This is a genomic window from Evansella cellulosilytica DSM 2522, assembly GCF_000177235.2.
GTDB classification, from domain to species: domain Bacteria; phylum Bacillota; class Bacilli; order Bacillales; family Salisediminibacteriaceae; genus Evansella; species Evansella cellulosilytica.
This window is the reverse complement of record NC_014829.1, coordinates 3,180,087-3,197,587: the sequence shown is the minus strand read 5'-3', so window position 1 is coordinate 3,197,587 and position 17,501 is coordinate 3,180,087. Positions and strand designations below refer to the sequence as shown.

The following is a 17,501-nucleotide window of genomic DNA, read 5'->3' as shown; positions in this document are numbered from 1 at the left end:
TCCCTCATTTCTGTAGTTATAGGAAGGAAACACCCACCTCTTTTGTGATCGAAACAGACAAAAGAGGAGGGGAGAATATCTTCTCCCCTACCATTTCTTGTTGTTATTTTTACCCTATTTTTTATATTAATACTTATTCTACTTCAATTCCTAAACTTTCATAAGTCATACGAACTACATCGTATGTGCTATCTTGCGCTTCAGCAATTCCAGTCCAGTTGTATACTTCATCCATGATTGTAATCATTTCTTCATCATCATTAAATGACATGAAAACTGCAACAAGTTGCTCAATAAGTTCAGAAGATAAAGTGTTTGTGTTAACACTGATTGTGTCATTTGGAATATCATCAGTATAGCCTAAAATAACTAACTCATCATAAACTTCTGGATAATCTCCAGCAATAGAATCACGTGCATCGTCAAACGTTGTTGCAAAGTCAGCTCCACCTTCAAGAACTTCCATTAATGCGTTGTCGTGAGAACCAGCTTGAATCATATCACTTACCCAGCTATCAACATCTTCAACACCTAGCTCATTCATTAATTGAGCTGCAGGGAATAAATAACCACTAGCAGAAGATAAGTCTGGGAATGCCCATGCTTTGCCTTCTAAGTCTGCAAATGTTTCAATTCCAGAGTCAGCACGAACTACATACTGTGCTTGATAAGTAGTACTTCCGTGACGTACAGACGCAAGGACAACTTCAACATTATCATAACGATCTGTTGCTAAAGCATATCCGAATGGAGGTAGGAAGCCGATATCAACTTGATCATTTCCCATTGCTTCAACTAACGCCGAATAGTTAGTCATTACTTGTCCAGTAACTTTTACACCTAACTCTTCTGAAAGTCTCTCTGCAAGAGGCTCAACTGTGTCTGCAATGTTTGCAGAATCTTGAGAAGGAACAAACCCCATAATAATTTCTTCTTCGTCACCGCATGCCGCTAATGAAAGTGTAGCTAAAGATAATAGTAATGCAGAAAACAATTTTTTCATTTTTTTAACCCCTCGCTTTTTGTAGATTCATGTCTTACCGAAAATGATTATACAACACCATTTTAGGAAAAGCTATATAATTTACACGATTGTTACACTATTTTTACAAAAAAAATAGTAGAAAACCTAACAATCATGAAAATATTAGCCGTAATCTTCGCTATTTCACAATATTTTTGAAAGGAAGGTACGTAACCTAGGCAGTGTTATTAATAAAAAACTTGCTCATTGTAAGCAATATATATTAATCTGATGAATGGATAAAAAGGTAGTAAAATAAGCACCAATAAATTATCAATTAAAAAAAGGACGTGAAGAGTAGTGGAAAATAAATTATTTATATTTGATTTAGATGGAACTTTATACGAAGGAACAGATCATTTTGATTATTATGCAGAAAGGTTAAAACTAGATGTACCACCTGAGAATCTTGAGGCATTCGTACGCGATTATGAATTAATGAAGGCTGGAAAGCACCCTGTAGCAATAGGGAAAGCATACGACACGAAAAATGATGCGATACTAACAGTAGACCCAATGACCTTGACTGTTGTAAAGGCTGAAGACTGGAACGGAAATCGAGTTACTGAGGTTGAAAAGCAATATGGGGAAAAGCAAATAACCTTTGATTTTAAAAATATTATTGCTATTGGAGACGGATGGTGGCTACCTTGTGCTTGTGCTCTTCATCACGGTGTCGATGAGTGTTATCCACGATATGTGGAAACGAAGGATTATATGGTTACAGACCAATTTCAATTAGAAAAAATTAAAGGACTTACTACTTTCTTAAAGAATTTAAGAGAGAAAGCAAGTATTGTTCTATTAACAAATAGTGATGAGGATGACGTATCGCGTTTATTATCTGAATTGGACTTAGAAGGGATTTTTCACGAAGTGCTTACTTCTGCTCAAAAGCCAACAAAGACGACAAGTTTCTTTGAACAGCTTTTAGAAAAGTATGATGTTAGCCCGAAAGAAACAGTCTCTGTTGGTGATAATTTTATCAATGAGATAGCTCCTGCACTTTTAATGGGAATGAATGCTGTTTACATATCTGAACATTCGCACGAGGCTGAACACGAACAATTAGTTCAAGTAAACCGGTTACATGAGTGGATGGAATTGATGAAATAAAGCGATTTAATTGGAGGGATAGAAGTGAGAAAGTTTCCGATAAGACTTTATGGACGAAAACGGTGGTCTTACTCACAAATTAGTAAAAATAATCGATCTATACCTTCATCTAGAGAAATTTTACATGTGAAATTTAATGATTGGAAAGCAACAAGAACAAAAGATAGCACTGCATTTGTAATATTTATGGATTTCGACCAATTTAAGTCAATAAACGAATTGTTCAGCTTTGAGGTTGGCGACCAATTGCTTCAGCTTGTATATCATACGCTGAATGAAAAATCACCTAGTAACTGTACATGGATATCACTAGGTAATAATTCATTTATGGCACTAGTAACTGGTGTTTATGAAAAAAGTGATATTGAAGCACTCGTAGAAAGTTGGAAAAATAGTATTTCTCGTTCTTTAGTCGTTGACAGCTATGAATTTAATTTAAAACCAACTTTTGGTAGTTCAAAGTGGTTTAATGACGCTCATGATTTACAATCTCTCATGAAATGTGCAGATGTAGCCCATCGACAAGCAAAGGGAAAGCCGCAAAGCTTTTTCGAATGGTATGATCCAGTATATAAAGAAAGAATTGTTGCTGCTTTTGAATTAGAATCGGAAATGCATTCTGGCATAAAAAATGGAGAATTTGAATTGTATTATCACCCTCAATGGGATGTTGATAAAGGGGGTTGGGGTGGACTTGAAGTTTTAGTTCGTTGGCGCCATCCTAACAAAGGGTTGATACCTCCTGATAAATTTATAGATATCGCAGAAGAAACGGGGCTAATTCATCCCTTAGGAGATTGGATTATTGAGAAGGCGTGTAAAAATCATGTTGTTCTTCAAAGAACAACTGGGTTAAAAGATCTACCTATTGCAATAAACTTTAGTATTAAACAGTTAATGAAAAAAAATTATATTGAAAAGTTAGTAAACATTATAAAGGAAACTGGGTTAGACCCTCATCATTTTATTATGGAAATTACTGAATCTGTTGCTGTAGATGTTGAAAAAGCAAAATCTTTACTTAGTCAAGCTAGAGAACACGGCATGAAAATAAGTATAGATGATTTCGGTACTGGATATAGTTCTTTAAGCTATTTAAGAGAACTTCCAATTGACGAATTAAAAATTGATCGAAGCTTCGTAAAAAAAACTGATAACGGTGACGAAAAACAAAAACATTTGTTAAGGTGGATTGTTCACTTAAAAAAAGTATTGGGTGTGACGATAGTAGCAGAAGGTATAGAGACGAAACAACACTTTAATATGTTGCGAAGATGGGGGTGTAACAAACTACAAGGATATTACTTCAGTAAACCAATCTCGCAAAAGGAAATCAACAATTACTTAATCAAAAATCACGCAAACGAGTAGAGGCAGTCTCAAAGATGTGCCAGCTACTATAAGTCTGTTTTATTTCTTGATTATACACAACGTGCAAATCAATGCCATTAACATAAAAAAAGGTCACTGAAAAAGTAAAGAGCAACTTTTTCAGCGTCTATAAAGACAGGTGGCAATGTCCACTCGCCACCCGCTGACTATAAGAACTCCATTTAAGTGGCCTTTAAGAGATTGCGACGCTACCAACCATTGCATAAGGGAGACTCGATAGGTGAAAATTACCTTTTGAGTCTCCCTTTAAGTCTTCACTTATAACTTGTACCTTTGTATTTGATTATATTGGTACAGCGATTGTAACTATTGCCAAACTCCTCACTTATGGACAGTTACAATTTTAACTTATGGTTCGAGATGGGTACCGAGGCTCGATTCTTTCCTCAAAAAACTCTGTATAGTTCTTTGTTGATAAGAAACCGACGTAATCGAGCTTATAAACCTCATAATAAATAACGTATTCACCATTCTTAAAATGTACATGAAGATGCCTATTTGTCTCATCATACTCAATGTAAGATAGTTTACCGTGGTTCAATTCAACTGTTTCCATAATACCCTCCCTCTAATTTTTCTTTAGGGAATTACTCTTACTAATAGGATACCCGATATAATAGAAAAGAAACGAGCCTATAAAAAAAAGTTGGTCATTTCTTGTTTTGATAATACTTTGCCACTTGATACAACTTTATCGTTTACGACTAGTGTTGGAGTATAGTAAAATCCATTTAAAGTAGGGGGATCTTGATGGTGAATTTCTACGTGAGCATGTAAGCCAATATCATTGATGACTTCCTTCAACCTTTTCTCAACGATCTTGCCATTAATGTTTGAACTAACAAACAGCTTCACTTCCAATTCACTCACCTCACTTGTCTATTCTTATTTTTATTATAATCCATTGTTTTTGACCGGAAACGCTATCATTTGACAGTGATGTGACTAAATTGTTACTATTTAGAAAACTTTATTATTCAGCAAATATCGATTTTTTATAAAAAAAATGTAAAATTATGCTTGTATTTTTACTTTAGAAAATAATACAATTAAACTAGTAATCTTTTCTAGAAATGCGCGCATGGTAAAATGTAGTTGATTATTAGTTTAGGATACTCGCATACCGTGTTTATTACTTCAGCTTCCTTTCGTGAGAAATCAGCTGTAAAATCATCATCAGTTTTAACTAAGCTAAAAATTTAAAAGGTAGCGAAGAATATATGTCTTGATTTGGGCACTTGGACATACAGGAGCTAGTAGTGCAACCGACCTTGTTATTTAGGTCGGTTTTTAATATTGATACAACTTAATAATGTTAGTTTTGTATACTGGAATATATTTCAGTACAAAACGAGGGATTATCCCAAACTAATCATGGATGAATAATGATAATTCAAGGAGGAACAGAATGGAAATAAATAAGTTACCTTCAATAGAGAAGAAGACTATAGAAAAAAATTACCATTCTCACTTGCCTAAATGGTTTTCACATGTTTGGGGTCAAGAAAAACAGCCAAGCATTGAAAGTGATCAAGCACTAGATCAACAATATGAACAATTAATAAGTAGATTTAAAATTGCATTAGAAACGACAGCATTGATCGTACTTGTTAATGATACGGGTGCAATTACATATGTTAGTGAAGAATTTTGTGATCTTTTAGATTATTCAGAAAGTGAACTAATAGGTGTGAACTATTTATCATTACAACACCGTTCATTTAAAGAACGGGAATTGTTTAGTAACACACTAGCATCACAAAAAATCACTTCCTTTGAAATGATTCCCTTAAAGAAAAGTGGAAATCCGCTTATATTAAAGACACAAATAATGCCTTTAATAAAATCAAATCAGGAAAGCGATATATTTCTCATCATGCATCGAGATGTTACACGTTTAAAGCAGGCAGAAAAAGTAATAAAGGAATTAGGAGCAGTAGATACTCTTACAGGGTTACCAAATAGAGATAAATTTGAAAGAGATGTCAGATCAAGAATTGAAATGAAGCATGCAGAGAAATTTCCTTTTGCCATTCTTTTCTTTGATTTAGATCGTTTTAAGTTTTATAACGACACTTTAGGGCATTTTACTGGAGACAAACTAATACAATCTATCTCTCAAACGTTAAGTAGTATCCAACATAAAAAAGTGCAAATATATCGTTATGGGGGAGACGAATTTTCCGTATTATTTCATTCTCCAAAGTCTAAAGAGGAAGTACAAGAGTTGGCTCAAGAAATATTACTAGCCTTTGAATCACCATTTCATGTAAAAGGAAATGAACTATACATCACAGCTAGTATAGGAATCTCGTATTTTCCTGTCATAGGAGTCACTTATGACCAAATAATTCAACAAGCGGAAATGGCTATGCACTACGCTAAAGAGTTAGGTAAGGGTGATTTTCAATGGTATCAATCGTCAATTCGAACAGAGCATGACGAAAAATTACTTATGGAAAAAAGATTAAGAATTGCTATGGAGCAAGAAAACTTTGAGCTATATTATCATCCTCAAATTGATTTAAAAGAAAACAAAGTGATCGGAGTAGAAGCACTTTTAAGGTGGAACGATGAACAGTTAGGAAAGGTTTCTCCTTACAAATTTATTCCAATTGCTGAAGAAACAGGATTAATTAACCAAATCGGGGATTGGGTACTTGAAAAAGCTTGTATTCAAGCGAAGAAATGGAATAATGAAGGTCATGAACTAAGGATAGGTATAAATATTTCACCCCAGCAATTTCAGAGACCAGATTTTGTTAGTAAAGTAAAAAATACTTTAGATAAAACAGGCCTGTCTCCAAAACTGTTAGACTTGGAAATAACGGAAAATGATTTACTTTATAATCGTGATGAATGTCTTAAAACGTTGTATCGTCTAAAGCAATTTGGAGTCAGTATCTCTATCGATGACTTTGGTACGGGCTATTCTTCATTAAGTTATTTACGTAGATTTCCGATAGATACGTTAAAAATAGATCAATCATTTATTAAAGAGGTAGTTGATAATACTAATGATCAAGCAATCGTGACTTCTATCATTCAATTAGCACACAATATGAAGCTGAGAGTCATTGCTGAAGGAGTAGAAACGTCTGAAATGGTTGCATTTTTAAATAAGTTAAGCTGCGATGAAATGCAAGGATTTTTGTATAGCCAACCGCTTCCACCAGAAGCTGTAACAAAATATATAGAGTCAACTAGTCCGTCAATGAAACTAAACGTATAGGACCATGTAACCTATTAACATTTTCTCTATATTGTTATACTGATGTATAAGGTAGAAAGCGTATTTTTTGACTTCAAACCCAATATCAGTTTATAGTATAATCGCTCAATCCAAATTGCATAATACTATGGAAAGAGGAAAATGTTATGGCGATAACAGCAAAACAAAAGAAAATTGAATATGCTATGCTTCTTGCATGGGGGATAGCATTAATAGCAACCCTCGGGTCTTTATACTTTTCTGAAATTGAAAACTTTATTCCTTGTGAACTTTGTTGGGTGCAAAGGATATTTATGTATCCTTTAGCAATAACACTAGCAATTGCAGCAATAAAGAAGGATTCGAAACAGGCTTACTATACGTTGCCTATTAGTTTAATCGGCTTAAGCTTCTCTATTTACCATGTAATGCTAGAAAGAATACCAGCGTTAAGTGAGACTGCTGAAGGGTGTGGGATTATCCCATGCAATTATTTATATATTAATTGGTTTGGATTCATCACAATTCCTTTTCTAGCACTAATCGCCTTTCTTTCCATTTCAATTATTATGGTTTACGTGATTGTTACAGAGAGGAGAGGGGAAAAGTGAAAAAGGTTATCATTTTCGGATTAATTATTGTCATTATTTTTGCTGCATTAGCTTTCGTTACATCTCAGCAAAATAAACAGCAATCGGAAGGTAATCCTTTTGGTAAGGATCAATTACATCGTGAGACATTAAATCAGCTTGATAATCCACTTTATCAAAATGTCATAATACCTGAAGAATTAAACAGTAAGCTAGAAAATGAGGAAACGGTAACGGTATACTTTTATAGCCCTACATGTGAATATTGTAATGAGGCCACCCCAGTTTTAGTACCTTTAGCAGAACAGTTAGGTGTTGATGTTGTGTTATTCAATTTACTTGAATTTAACCACGGTTTTAATGATTACAACATTGATTATACTCCAACACTTGTTCACTATGAAAATGGTGTTGAGGTGAGCCGAAAAGTCGGATTATTTAATGAAGCAGCTTATGAACAGTTTTATCGTGAAGATGTTCTAGGTGAATAATGAGAAAACTATAAATTGTACAGAAAAAAAGAGACCATTTCACTATGTGAAATGGTCTCTTTTTTTTACCCTAATATATATTAAATAAATATCTATTTCGCTCATGTTTTCTACTTTCATAAATCAGCTTATTTTGGAAGGTTAATGGGAAATTTTATCGTAAATTAAAAAGTGAAGATTTTGGTGTTGAGGCCACACTGAAAAAGTGAAAGAACACGAGGGCCCTGAGGAAGGGTGTTCTTTCACTTTTCAGTGTCCCTAAGTAATATTTCGTGTTCCAATTAAAGAATAACTGAAGGAAATGTTATAAAATAAAAATTCCTAGTCCAATTTGCTATCTATTTGGACTAGGAATTACGGTTATTTTTGTATTTTTCTCCTTAGGATCGGCACTACTTACTTTACACCCTCATCCATATAAAGGACTCTGTTAAAGACTAGTGTTGATTCTTAAGAGATAAAAAAAGGTTGGTGGGTAAACCATACTATTTAATGTGAAAACGTTAAAATAAACTCTGTTCCTTGACCGATTTCGCTTTTGACAGAAACCGCACCACCTAAAGATTCGATGATACTATAGGAAACCATTAAACCTAAGCCTGTGCCATTTGTCTTAGTTGAATAATAAGCCTTACCTATTTGTTGTAATTGTTCTTTGGACATTCCAATACCAGTGTCTTTTATGGATAATATAATTTTCTCCCTCTCACGGTACCCATTTATGATTAGTTCCCCACCGTTTTCCATAGCCTCAATGCCATTTTTAGTTAAGTTCAAAATTACTTGTGTGAGCTTTTGTTCGTTTCCTATTATCGTAATGTCCTCTTGAACATCCATTTTCACTTTTACATTATTCATGAGGGCATAAGCTTCAATCGTATGTAACACTTTATAAATGATGCTATATATTTGAATTTGTTTCGTAGCTTTATCAGCTGGCTTTGCTAATGATAAATAATCAGTAATAATCAACTGTGCTCGATCAAGTTCAGACATTGTAAGCTTCAAATAGCGTTTTTCTTCGGATGTTAATTTTGAATTAGAGTGAATCAGTTGTATAAATCCACGGGCAACTGTCATTGGATTTCGTACTTCATGCGCTATAGAAGCAGCTAATTCGCTCACTAATCGTAATTGCTCACTTTTCTGTAAGTCTTTTTTCAGATTGGCATTTAATTCAATTTGTTGTACGTAAGCAATCATAATAAAAACAATTGGGATGGGAGATACTATGATAACACTATAGAAAATGTGAAATTCAGAAGATGAGAAATAGTTAATTGGGTATAAAAATATTATTGTATAAGGTATGAGAAACAAAAATGATATCATTGCAAAATTTTTCGGAGTAATCCAGCTTCTGTCATTCGTTGATAACCATTGAGCTATTATGATAAAATAGCAACTAATCATAAACCAAAGAAGTAAATGGGTATCTCCATAAAGTATTCGAGAGATGAGATCAATGATTAATAAGCAGGCACCAATAGTTACACCGTTAAAAAGTGTTGCCAAAAATATAACAATATGACGAAAGTCAATTACATGGTCACTAAATATTGATATAGGAAACTGCACTGTTAGTAAAAATATAATGATATAGATTGAATAATTTAATAAACGAATAGCAATATGACCTTTTAACTGAAAATTGTTTGAAAGGGTAAGAAAAAATAATAAAGGTGTTAATATAATAAATGCTTGAAAAAGATACTGAAAAAACAGTTCCATAACGATGGGCCTCCAATTTCTTCCTGTGACTTTATTTTACGTATTCTGACTAATAATTACAATATTTTAAAAATAAAAAGTAAAAATATAAAAAAGAGGTGAACATAGTTTGAATAAACTACTTAAATACATAGGTGTTGGGATTTTTGTCGGTTGGTCAATAGCCATGCTAGTAAATTACTCTATATATGAATATACGACAATGCAAACGACATTATTCCACCCAATTATCGATGGAATATTATTTATGGCTTTAATGGTAGGTATATATTTTCTTTCTATTTTCCTATATAAAAATAAAGAAGCCAACGCATCAATTTTGTTAGGAATATTAGGTGTTATCGCTATTTCTATAGCCTTTTATTTTTATACTTAAACAAAGGTTGACTCAATAGGTTGATTTTTACCTATTGAGTCAACTTCATTTTTTCCAATTCATTGAAGACTAAAAACTAGCTTCACCAAGCTCGTTTTTAGTTTTTCTTTTATAGAAAGAGAAATTAAGAGAGAGGGATTTTTTTATGATTACTGTAGTGAAAAATGGGGAAGTTTATGCACCACATTATGTAGGGCAGAAGGATGTATTGATTATTGGTGGTCGTATAGCTGCTATAGACGAAGACATACATATTCAAGGGATTAGTGAACATACTGAAATTGTTAATGCCACCGGTAAAATCGTTGCACCTGGATTAATTGATGGTCATGTTCATATTACAGGTGGAGGAGGGGAAGGTAGCTTCCGTACTCGAACACCTGAACTTCAGCTATCAGATTGCATTAAAGGTGGTATTACTACTGTCGTTGGTGTTTTAGGGACAGATGGCGCAGCACGTACGATGAGTAATCTTGTAGCGAAAGCAAAAGGTTTAACAGAGGAAGGTATTACTTGCTTTTGCTTAACAGGTAATTATCATGTACCAGTTACCCCTTTAACAGATTCTATTGAGACTGATATTATGTTTATCCATGAGATTATAGGTTCAGGAGAAATTGCTATTGCAGATCATCGTTCCTCTCAACCGACGAGTCAAGAATTAGCAAGGCTTGCAAGTGAATCTAGAGTTGGAGGGTTACTCTCTGGTAAAGGTGGTGCAGTTGTCGTCCATGTTGGTGATGGGAGCGGAAAGCTTGAATTACTCGAAGAGGTTGTAACGACAACGGATATTCCGAGGAAACAGTTCATTCCTACTCATATTAATCGGACAAAGTCATTACTTGAAGCAGGTATAGAATATGCTAAGAAGGGTGGATACGTCGATTTTACGACGAGTACTACCCGTTCAGATAACGATGAACTCTTAAGCAGTAAATGTTTGAAAAAGCTAATTGAGGCAAATGTTCCTGTTGAAAATATTTCCTTTACTTCAGATGGTCAAGGAAGCTTACCAAAATTTGACGAAAATAGAAATTTCATCGGCTTAGGCGTTGGTAGGGTTACAAGTTTATATGATGAAATAAGAAAGGCTGTTTTAAATGAAGGTGTACCGTTGGAAATTGCTTTAAAAGTAGCCACATCTAATCCAGCAGGAATGTTACAGCTTAACGAGAAGGGTAATATAGAAAAGGGGAAGGATGGAGACATTCTTTTAATAAATAAACAATCGCTTGTGATCGAAGGTGTTATGGCAAAAGGGAAATGGCTGATGAAAGAGGGGCAAGAAAATAAAAGAGGAACCTTTGAATAATTTAGATGTATAAAAAAAGGGTGATTCTCTGAACGGACTCTTTTAGAACGCCAGTTGGCAAAATGTATTGACCTCTCTTACGACACTTGCTTTTAGTGACTTTTATTTGTATTGCAGTCGCTCGCCTGATAGGGGGAAAATCACTCCTATCAGGCATTTTAACGATTGCAACGGCTACGCACATTGCTTAGAGGGACTGAAAAAGGTAAATATCGACCTTTTTCAGTCCCTCAAAAGAACACCATTTTTTCAGTGTCCTCCGGTTTATCACCCTGGGATCTTACCTGGAAACTGTTCCACAGTGGTCTCGCAGCTTACGCAAATATTAACATTATCCCTTGGTAGAGCATTTTTCTAGGATAAAGTAAGCGGAATCAAAAAATGGATAATATTTTTCTGAAAAAAACTGATGCTTTTTCAATGTTTCAGAATGCTTACTTTCTAAATTATCGTCTACAATTAGTTCTGGGTATACATACAAGTCTTCTTGATCAATTTCTTCACTTTTTAAAACGCGTTTCAGAGTAAATCCGTGTTTTAAGAAAAGAGCTTTCCACTCTTCCATTGTAAGTAAGCTTTTAAAACCGTAAAACCTCTTGTACTCCTCTAATTCATGTTCCTTTAGTCCAGTTAAATATATTGGTTCTAAACAATAAAGTTGACCAACATCTTTTAAGGTTTCATACATTTTCGGTAATAGTGAATCAAGGTTAGTAAAGGATAGAACAGATTCTGCAATAACTACATCAAAAGCTTTTTTCTTTGGTAAGGTAGCATTTAAGAAGTCCTCATTCTTAAAGATGATGTTCTCTGATTCAATATGACGATTTTTTGCCTTTTCAATCATTTTAGGGTGGGAGTCTAGTGCAACAACCTTCGCACCAAACTTCTTAACAATTGCACTTGCAGTATCACCAATGCCACAACCAATTTCTAGTACTAAACAATTTTTCTTTATTGGATAATCGTCTAAAATTTGATTTGTTATTTTTTTTCCTCCAGGTCGTGCCTCGGTAATACCATAGGCTGCAAGCATGTTCGTATAGTCATTCATTTAAAAATCAACCTCCCAATATTAATATATGCAAAAGGAATTTGAAAGAACGTGGCAATTGTCCATACAAAATAGATGTATGTTAAATACACTATTGTTGAAAGAAGAAAAGGAGGTGGCATGATGAGGAATGCTGCTTATTACTATGACTTATGCTGTAAGCATAGAGGAAAGTTTGTAAAAATATATTGTCTTAATACACGAAAAGAGTATGTTGGTAAGATCGTAGATATTGATCGTCAATATGTTTGGCTAGAACCAAGTCAACCACAAACACAAGGCCATGGATTTGGCTATGGTTGGGGCTGGGGAGCTGGTCTCGTTCCCATTTCCCTTGCTGCTATAGGTGGTTTCGCTTTAGGTACAGCATTTTTCTGGTAAAAAAGGGCTTGCTTGCGATTTAACCAACTTCATCTATGATGGAGTTGGTTTTTTCAGACATGGACCTATCAATTAAAAAAACATGTAACAGTTTTCGACATTAATTCACCCTTTTCAACTGTAAGTAGAAAGTGATAAAATTAATTATCTTTGAATACATAGTATCATTTAATGAAAAATGTATAATAAATAAGTTGTATAATAGTTATTATTATAGTAATCAATTTTATTTTTAAAAGGAGCGTACTTATGAAAAGGGTATTTTTATCCGCTTGTTTTGCATTTACCGTTCTATTAGTGGCGTGCTCAAATGAACAAACAAATGGTGCCGTTGACTATTTAGAAGATACAGATGATATAGAAACTCTCATTGAAAGAAATCAATCTCTAGCTGCTCAAGTCACAAATTTGCAAGAAGAAAATGAACAGCTATCTTCACAAATGGAGAATTTGTCTAGCGAAAATATAGAATTAAAAGATGATATTTTTAATTATCGCCAACAATTATTAGAATTAAGGGACGAGATTGAAGAAACAGTAAGTGTAAGAAATGATTTAGACGAGCTTGCTGCTGATATATTTATAGCTATGGACGAAGAAAATCATATATATTTAGAGAGAGTTGTTGGTGATAACATCACTGTTAATCGTGCTGAATCGCAATTACTAATTAATGATTCGAATAGTTTTGTTTATTCTTTCCCGTACATATCGATGGACACCATCAATTATGTTCGCCAAAGTGAATATGATTACAACAAAGATGAAAATATATTTACAGCAAAATACTTAATTTATCAATCAGCTAATAAAGCACAATTTCAAGAAGTGACGCTAACATTTGAGTATGATGAAAACTGGAAATTAGTAGCAGCCATTATGCGGTAGAGAGAATTAATTATTAATTGAATATTAAGCGTTCAGTCTTAGAAGTGTTGAAAGGAAATTCCCTTTTAACACTTCTTTTTTTTAAGACAAGAAATTTGCGTTGGAATTGCTATCCCGCGCAGAATCGAGAATATCACTACTACTTTAGACATGCTTCACCACATCTAAGAAAAAATTAAAAATGGGGCTTCACCAAGCTCGGTTTTTGGTCGCTAAATAGGATTGAGGAGAGAAAAAGGATGCAAAATTCTCACATCTTCATGAAAGTTTTATGACATTCATAGAAATTCGACCTTTTGATCTTGTTCATCTATTCACAAAGATATAAAATATATATAAGAAAAACAAGTAAAGGATAAAGGTGGGTTGCCTTATGGAACAACAAAATGAGATGTTTATGTCCACCGAAGATCAGATTTTAGGAGCTGCCATTGATTTGATGGAGAAGAGAGGTTTTAAAGCAGTTACAACAAAAGAAATCGCTGCTGAAGCTGGATTTAGTGAAATGACTTTATTTCGTCGCTTTGGAACGAAAAAAAAGTTATTAGAAGCAGCTGTTGAAAGGTACTCATACATCATTGATATGGAAAACATCTTTCAAAAATATATTACTTATGAATTGGAAGAAGATCTTATGCTCGTCAGTAAGACCTACCATCGATATATGATACAAAATCAAAAAATTGTATTATTAGCATTTCAAGAAAGAAACACATATCCAATGATTGCTGAAAAAACTGCTGAAAGCCCAAAAATACTAAAAGACTATTTAGTGCGCTATTTTACAGAGATGCAAAAAAGAGAAAAAATCATTGCAGTCGATTCAGAGATTCAAGCTATGTCATTTCTATGGATGAACTTTGGTTATTTTATGTCCAGATATATAGCAGGCGAAAGTGTTTCACAAGTTCCCCTTTCAACATTTATTGATGAATCGGTTAAAGCTTTCTCTAGAGGAATAAAGAAAGAAGCTATTATCGTATATTAATCTAAAATAAAATTGCTGCTTGTATTAGAAGAGATAACACGTATAGTATACCGATGAAAAAGAAGTGAGGTGTAAATTTTTTTAATAGCATATCGATCATATCCACAATCTTCATTGAAACATCCTTTTCAATTTGAGATTGTGTTTTTTTTTGTTGAATCCGTTCTAATAAAGGTGAATAAGCTAGTTTACTTTCCATAATATAAATCCTCCTCATTTTAACTGCTTGTCCATTACTTATAGTTGACAATATGAGAGGATAATAGAATTTATACCAAAAAAATAAGATGTTTCAAAAGTTGTTATTAGGCTTGCTGTTCGCTCACTTTTATAAATCCAGTTATTGTTATAATGACTACTGCTACTATAAAGGGACTCGATAGGTAAATCAGGAGGGTACTGAAATACAGAGTAGTTTTTCAGTGCCCTCTAAATCAGCCTATTGAGTCCCATCTTTAAGTTTTTCTTATATATGACATTCATCAAAGGGGCAGTGGTTACATCGTAAATGCTCTTCTAAATATTGTTTGTTCAGTATTGTTATATATTTTGTATTAACTGATATGATATTGTGATTAATTAACCTTTTTAATATCCGGTTAATGCTCTCTCGTGTAGCGCCGACGAAGTTTGCTAGCTCTTGGTTGGTGACTTTACGATTAATTAATATCCCGTTACTTATTTTTTTTCCGTACTCATTACTCATTCTAATTAATATTGAATAGACAGCCCCCTCCTTACCACAAAAAATTAAATCTCTAAACTGGGCCAATAAAGTTTGGTTTTCTTTAGCTAGCCATTTCATATAATACATGGCTAAGTCACTATGCTGAAAAAATAGGTCTTCAATCGTTTTTCTATCAAACCTAAAAAGTACTGAGTCCTGCACGACTTCTGCATTCAAATGGTAATTATAACCGTTATATAACGTTAATTCACCAACGAAGTCATATTCTTTTTTTACTTGCATATAAAATACTTTTCCTTGAACTGATGTCTTGCTTAATCTAATTTTCCCTGATTGAATATAATAGATATGGTCTGATGAATCCCCTTCATTAAAAAGCATCGTACCTTTTTCTGCAATTAATTCTGTACCATTTAATATCAATAATTGTTTTATATTTTGAGGTAAATTTTCAAATAAATGTGTATATTTTGTAGATCCACTAGTTGCAATCATATGATCCTCCCTCTATTCCGCACCCATTGGAAATAATGATTCCTTAACGTTAGAATAGCATATAGAGAATAGTCAAAACGCATGTAATCAAGAACAATTTGTAAACTTTTTTACTATTTTGATATAATGCACAAAGAATTGAGGGATGGGAAGCACCTGAAGAGTGACAACTAGTCAATTTGTTTAGTTTTAGTTTTAGAATTTTGTAATGCTCCTAATTCTTTTTCGTGTACTGTGCCATGATGGTACTGGTTATGTCCTATCCTTACATTACCTAACTGTAGAACAGAATCATTTAATTTGTCTAACTTCTTTTCTATTCTATGAAGTAAGTAGAATGTAATGATTATAGGAAAGCCGTACTCGTTGAGCATACTAAGCCACATATCCATTTCTATAGCTCCTTTCAGTTATAATGGAAAACTATTAGTAGATATTTAATAAAGGCTGTGTCAAACAGGGGATAGCCCCCTTTTAACACAGCCTCTTTTGTTTTAATTATAGTGACGTAATCTCAATATCTTGAACAGTTCTCTCTACAATACGTGCTCCTCGTTTGGCAACAAGCGAGCCTTCGTGCGTTGTAAAAGCATTGAATAAAATAACATCGTCCATTACTTTTGAAACATTGGCACTATCTACTGGCTCTAGCGGATCATCAATAGAAATGGTGACATTTCTCCCAGCTTCATTGGAAAACAATAGCTCTAGTCGTTTAGACATTTCGTTTCACCTCCTCCTTTTGAGATATAATTGTTAGTTTACGAGTTCATAAGTATTACTACGCTCGATTTTTTCAACATCGTATTTTTGTAAAGATGCTAAAGCTGCAGCAGTAGAAAATAGTTGTTCATTTTCCGTAGAAGGCTCAATATTGTTAAAGCTCTTTACTTTAAAAATTGGCTCACCTTCTTCGTTATAGCCAGTAATGAATGTTAAAGATAAACGAGTATTTGCCAAATATGCCATGATTACCACCTCCTTTCACAAAGGGATTGAAAAAGGTAAATGTCGGAGGCCTTTTTCAGCTCCCTCTTTTCACAGTTTATGTACTGCTTAATTTGAAAAAAGGAGGAGAGGCTTGAACTATTTTTAATTTAGAGAGAAAATAATAGAAAGAAGTTGAAAGGAGAATTGAAAAGTGAAAATTATTTTAACTGGATTTGAGCCTTTTGGTAAATTAACTACAAACCCTACAATGGAGATTATTGCTAAAAGTGCAAAATGGAACATTGATAATGTAGAATTGAATACGTTCATTTTACCTGTTGTGTATGATGAATGTGCGTCCATTCTCATAGATAAAATAAAGGAGATGAAACCAGATTATGTCATTTCATTAGGTGTTGCTGTTGGAAGAGGAGCAATTACACTAGAAAGAATTGGCATTAATATTCAAGATACGGTAGGAGAAGGGGAGTTAGGCGATAATTTAGGAGAACAGCCAAAAGATAAACTCATCGACCAAAATGGTCCAGATGGCTTGTTTTCAACATTACCTATTCGAAAAATGACGGATGTGTTAATAAAAGAAGGGATACCAGCCCAAATATCAAATACTGCTGGTACGTATATTTGTAACAATACTTTATATAGTGTTTTAAATGTCATTAATAACGAAAAGTTGTCAGTAAAAGCTGGTTTTATCCACGTACCAGCGTCTCCAAATATGGTCGTGAAGAAACCACAAATACCGAGTATGTCTATAGAACTTCAAGAAAAAGCAGTTAAACGTCTTGTTGAATATTGTTCAGAAGTATAGAG

21 protein-coding genes and 1 riboswitch are annotated in these 17,501 nt (G+C 33.7%); of the genes, 11 read left to right on the top strand and 10 right to left on the bottom strand.

The window, feature by feature from the left end; genetic code table 11:
• Positions 1 to 133: 133 nt before the first annotated feature.
• Positions 134 to 1,003: a phosphate/phosphite/phosphonate ABC transporter substrate-binding protein gene (locus BCELL_RS14865; RefSeq protein ID WP_013489585.1), complete on the bottom strand. Its 870-nt coding sequence runs from the start codon at positions 1,001 to 1,003 to the stop codon at positions 134 to 136.
• Between the two features lie 321 nt (positions 1,004 to 1,324).
• On the opposite strand from BCELL_RS14865, the gene BCELL_RS14860 reads away from it, so the two are divergent.
• Both BCELL_RS14860 and BCELL_RS14855 read left to right on the top strand, forming a co-directional pair.
• The gene (locus BCELL_RS14860) at positions 1,325 to 2,140 is read left to right on the top strand and encodes an HAD family hydrolase (protein WP_013489584.1); all 816 of its coding nucleotides are present in this window, start codon (positions 1,325 to 1,327) and stop codon (positions 2,138 to 2,140) included.
• Positions 2,141 to 2,164: 24 nt separating this feature from the next.
• Positions 2,165 to 3,511, top strand: coding sequence for a putative bifunctional diguanylate cyclase/phosphodiesterase (locus BCELL_RS14855; RefSeq protein ID WP_013489583.1), 1,347 nt, complete (start codon positions 2,165 to 2,167; stop codon positions 3,509 to 3,511).
• Positions 3,512 to 3,875: 364 nt separating this feature from the next.
• Here BCELL_RS14855 and BCELL_RS14850 read toward each other — a convergent pair whose 3' ends face one another.
• Positions 3,876 to 4,088 (bottom strand): KTSC domain-containing protein, encoded by a 213-nt coding sequence (locus tag BCELL_RS14850; RefSeq protein WP_013489582.1) that lies wholly within the window; start codon positions 4,086 to 4,088, stop codon positions 3,876 to 3,878.
• A gap of 77 nt (positions 4,089 to 4,165) precedes the next feature.
• The gene (locus tag BCELL_RS14845) at positions 4,166 to 4,387 is read right to left on the bottom strand and encodes a thioredoxin family protein (protein WP_245547029.1); all 222 of its coding nucleotides are present in this window, start codon (positions 4,385 to 4,387) and stop codon (positions 4,166 to 4,168) included.
• Positions 4,388 to 4,728: 341 nt separating this feature from the next.
• Positions 4,729 to 4,812: riboswitch (cyclic di-GMP riboswitch) on the top strand.
• Positions 4,813 to 4,940: 128 nt separating this feature from the next.
• Here BCELL_RS14845 and BCELL_RS14840 point away from each other — a divergent pair.
• The 3 genes from BCELL_RS14840 to BCELL_RS14830 all read left to right on the top strand — a co-directional run bounded on the left by BCELL_RS14840 (position 4,941) and on the right by BCELL_RS14830 (position 7,824).
• Positions 4,941 to 6,764, top strand: a complete 1,824-nt coding sequence (locus tag BCELL_RS14840; protein ID WP_013489580.1) for a sensor domain-containing protein — start codon at positions 4,941 to 4,943, stop codon at positions 6,762 to 6,764.
• A 146-nt stretch (positions 6,765 to 6,910) separates the two neighbouring features.
• Entirely contained in the window at positions 6,911 to 7,354 is a 444-nt protein-coding gene (locus tag BCELL_RS14835) for a disulfide oxidoreductase (RefSeq protein ID WP_013489579.1), read from the top strand.
• The gene (locus tag BCELL_RS14830) at positions 7,351 to 7,824 is read left to right on the top strand and encodes a thioredoxin family protein (RefSeq protein WP_013489578.1); all 474 of its coding nucleotides are present in this window, start codon (positions 7,351 to 7,353) and stop codon (positions 7,822 to 7,824) included. Before BCELL_RS14835 ends, BCELL_RS14830 begins: the two co-directional genes overlap by 4 nt.
• Positions 7,825 to 8,313: 489 nt before the next feature.
• Here the strand turns inward: BCELL_RS14830 and BCELL_RS14825 are convergent, their stop codons facing one another.
• Positions 8,314 to 9,555: an ATP-binding protein gene (locus BCELL_RS14825; protein ID WP_013489577.1), complete on the bottom strand. Its 1,242-nt coding sequence runs from the start codon at positions 9,553 to 9,555 to the stop codon at positions 8,314 to 8,316.
• A 109-nt stretch (positions 9,556 to 9,664) separates the two neighbouring features.
• Here BCELL_RS14825 and BCELL_RS14820 point away from each other — a divergent pair, with 109 nt between their 5' ends.
• Together BCELL_RS14820 and iadA are read left to right on the top strand one after the other, a co-directional pair.
• Positions 9,665 to 9,931, top strand: a complete 267-nt coding sequence (locus tag BCELL_RS14820; RefSeq protein WP_013489576.1) for a hypothetical protein — start codon at positions 9,665 to 9,667, stop codon at positions 9,929 to 9,931.
• Between the two features lie 145 nt (positions 9,932 to 10,076).
• Positions 10,077 to 11,243 (top strand): beta-aspartyl-peptidase, encoded by a 1,167-nt coding sequence (gene iadA, locus BCELL_RS14815; RefSeq protein WP_013489575.1) that lies wholly within the window; start codon positions 10,077 to 10,079, stop codon positions 11,241 to 11,243.
• Between the two features lie 331 nt (positions 11,244 to 11,574).
• Here the strand turns inward: iadA and BCELL_RS14810 are convergent, their stop codons facing one another.
• Complete coding sequence (locus BCELL_RS14810; protein WP_013489574.1) at positions 11,575 to 12,297, bottom strand: class I SAM-dependent methyltransferase; 723 nt, start codon at positions 12,295 to 12,297, stop codon at positions 11,575 to 11,577.
• Positions 12,298 to 12,417: 120 nt separating this feature from the next.
• On the opposite strand from BCELL_RS14810, the gene BCELL_RS14805 reads away from it, so the two are divergent.
• From BCELL_RS14805 to BCELL_RS14795, 3 genes are all read left to right on the top strand, one after another.
• Entirely contained in the window at positions 12,418 to 12,678 is a 261-nt protein-coding gene (locus BCELL_RS14805) for a hypothetical protein (protein ID WP_157184210.1), read from the top strand.
• Between the two features lie 249 nt (positions 12,679 to 12,927).
• Positions 12,928 to 13,566, top strand: coding sequence for a hypothetical protein (locus BCELL_RS14800; protein ID WP_013489572.1), 639 nt, complete (start codon positions 12,928 to 12,930; stop codon positions 13,564 to 13,566).
• 373 nt (positions 13,567 to 13,939) lie between these two features.
• A complete protein-coding gene (locus tag BCELL_RS14795; RefSeq protein WP_013489571.1) occupies positions 13,940 to 14,554 on the top strand; it encodes a TetR/AcrR family transcriptional regulator in 615 nt (204 codons plus the stop codon).
• Position 14,555: 1 nt separating this feature from the next.
• Here the strand turns inward: BCELL_RS14795 and BCELL_RS14790 are convergent, their stop codons facing one another.
• From BCELL_RS14790 to BCELL_RS14770, 5 genes are all read right to left on the bottom strand, one after another.
• Positions 14,556 to 14,753 (bottom strand): hypothetical protein, encoded by a 198-nt coding sequence (locus BCELL_RS14790; protein WP_013489570.1) that lies wholly within the window; start codon positions 14,751 to 14,753, stop codon positions 14,556 to 14,558.
• Between the two features lie 267 nt (positions 14,754 to 15,020).
• A complete protein-coding gene (locus tag BCELL_RS14785) occupies positions 15,021 to 15,737 on the bottom strand; it encodes a Crp/Fnr family transcriptional regulator (protein WP_013489569.1) in 717 nt (238 codons plus the stop codon).
• Between the two features lie 170 nt (positions 15,738 to 15,907).
• Entirely contained in the window at positions 15,908 to 16,129 is a 222-nt protein-coding gene (locus BCELL_RS22205; RefSeq protein WP_013489568.1) for a YvrJ family protein, read from the bottom strand.
• Positions 16,130 to 16,235: 106 nt separating this feature from the next.
• Positions 16,236 to 16,460, bottom strand: coding sequence for a DUF2922 domain-containing protein (locus tag BCELL_RS14775; RefSeq protein ID WP_013489567.1), 225 nt, complete (start codon positions 16,458 to 16,460; stop codon positions 16,236 to 16,238).
• Between the two features lie 33 nt (positions 16,461 to 16,493).
• A complete protein-coding gene (locus tag BCELL_RS14770) occupies positions 16,494 to 16,706 on the bottom strand; it encodes a DUF1659 domain-containing protein (RefSeq protein WP_013489566.1) in 213 nt (70 codons plus the stop codon).
• Between the two features lie 172 nt (positions 16,707 to 16,878).
• On the opposite strand from BCELL_RS14770, the gene BCELL_RS14765 reads away from it, so the two are divergent.
• Entirely contained in the window at positions 16,879 to 17,499 is a 621-nt protein-coding gene (locus BCELL_RS14765; protein WP_013489565.1) for a pyroglutamyl-peptidase I, read from the top strand.
• The last annotated feature ends 2 nt before the right edge of the window (positions 17,500 to 17,501 follow it).

Bases quoted from the DNA above. Each gene is read 5' to 3' on its own strand.
- BCELL_RS14805 (WP_157184210.1), top strand. From the start codon at position 12,418: ATGATGAGGAATGCTGCTTATTACTATGACTTATGCTGTAAGCATAGA.
- BCELL_RS14865 (WP_013489585.1), bottom strand. From the start codon at position 1,003: ATGAAAAAATTGTTTTCTGCATTACTATTATCTTTAGCTACACTTTCA.
- BCELL_RS14850 (WP_013489582.1), bottom strand. From the start codon at position 4,088: ATGGAAACAGTTGAATTGAACCACGGTAAACTATCTTACATTGAGTAT.
- BCELL_RS14810 (WP_013489574.1), bottom strand. From the start codon at position 12,297: ATGAATGACTATACGAACATGCTTGCAGCCTATGGTATTACCGAGGCA.
- BCELL_RS14835 (WP_013489579.1), top strand. From the start codon at position 6,911: ATGGCGATAACAGCAAAACAAAAGAAAATTGAATATGCTATGCTTCTT.
- BCELL_RS14775 (WP_013489567.1), bottom strand. From the start codon at position 16,460: ATGTCTAAACGACTAGAGCTATTGTTTTCCAATGAAGCTGGGAGAAAT.
- BCELL_RS14795 (WP_013489571.1), top strand. From the start codon at position 13,940: ATGGAACAACAAAATGAGATGTTTATGTCCACCGAAGATCAGATTTTA.
- iadA (WP_013489575.1), top strand. From the start codon at position 10,077: ATGATTACTGTAGTGAAAAATGGGGAAGTTTATGCACCACATTATGTA.
- BCELL_RS14790 (WP_013489570.1), bottom strand. From the start codon at position 14,753: ATGGAAAGTAAACTAGCTTATTCACCTTTATTAGAACGGATTCAACAA.
- BCELL_RS14825 (WP_013489577.1), bottom strand. From the start codon at position 9,555: ATGGAACTGTTTTTTCAGTATCTTTTTCAAGCATTTATTATATTAACA.
- BCELL_RS22205 (WP_013489568.1), bottom strand. From the start codon at position 16,129: ATGGATATGTGGCTTAGTATGCTCAACGAGTACGGCTTTCCTATAATC.
- BCELL_RS14840 (WP_013489580.1), top strand. From the start codon at position 4,941: ATGGAAATAAATAAGTTACCTTCAATAGAGAAGAAGACTATAGAAAAA.
- BCELL_RS14785 (WP_013489569.1), bottom strand. From the start codon at position 15,737: ATGATTGCAACTAGTGGATCTACAAAATATACACATTTATTTGAAAAT.
- BCELL_RS14770 (WP_013489566.1), bottom strand. From the start codon at position 16,706: ATGGCATATTTGGCAAATACTCGTTTATCTTTAACATTCATTACTGGC.
- BCELL_RS14800 (WP_013489572.1), top strand. From the start codon at position 12,928: ATGAAAAGGGTATTTTTATCCGCTTGTTTTGCATTTACCGTTCTATTA.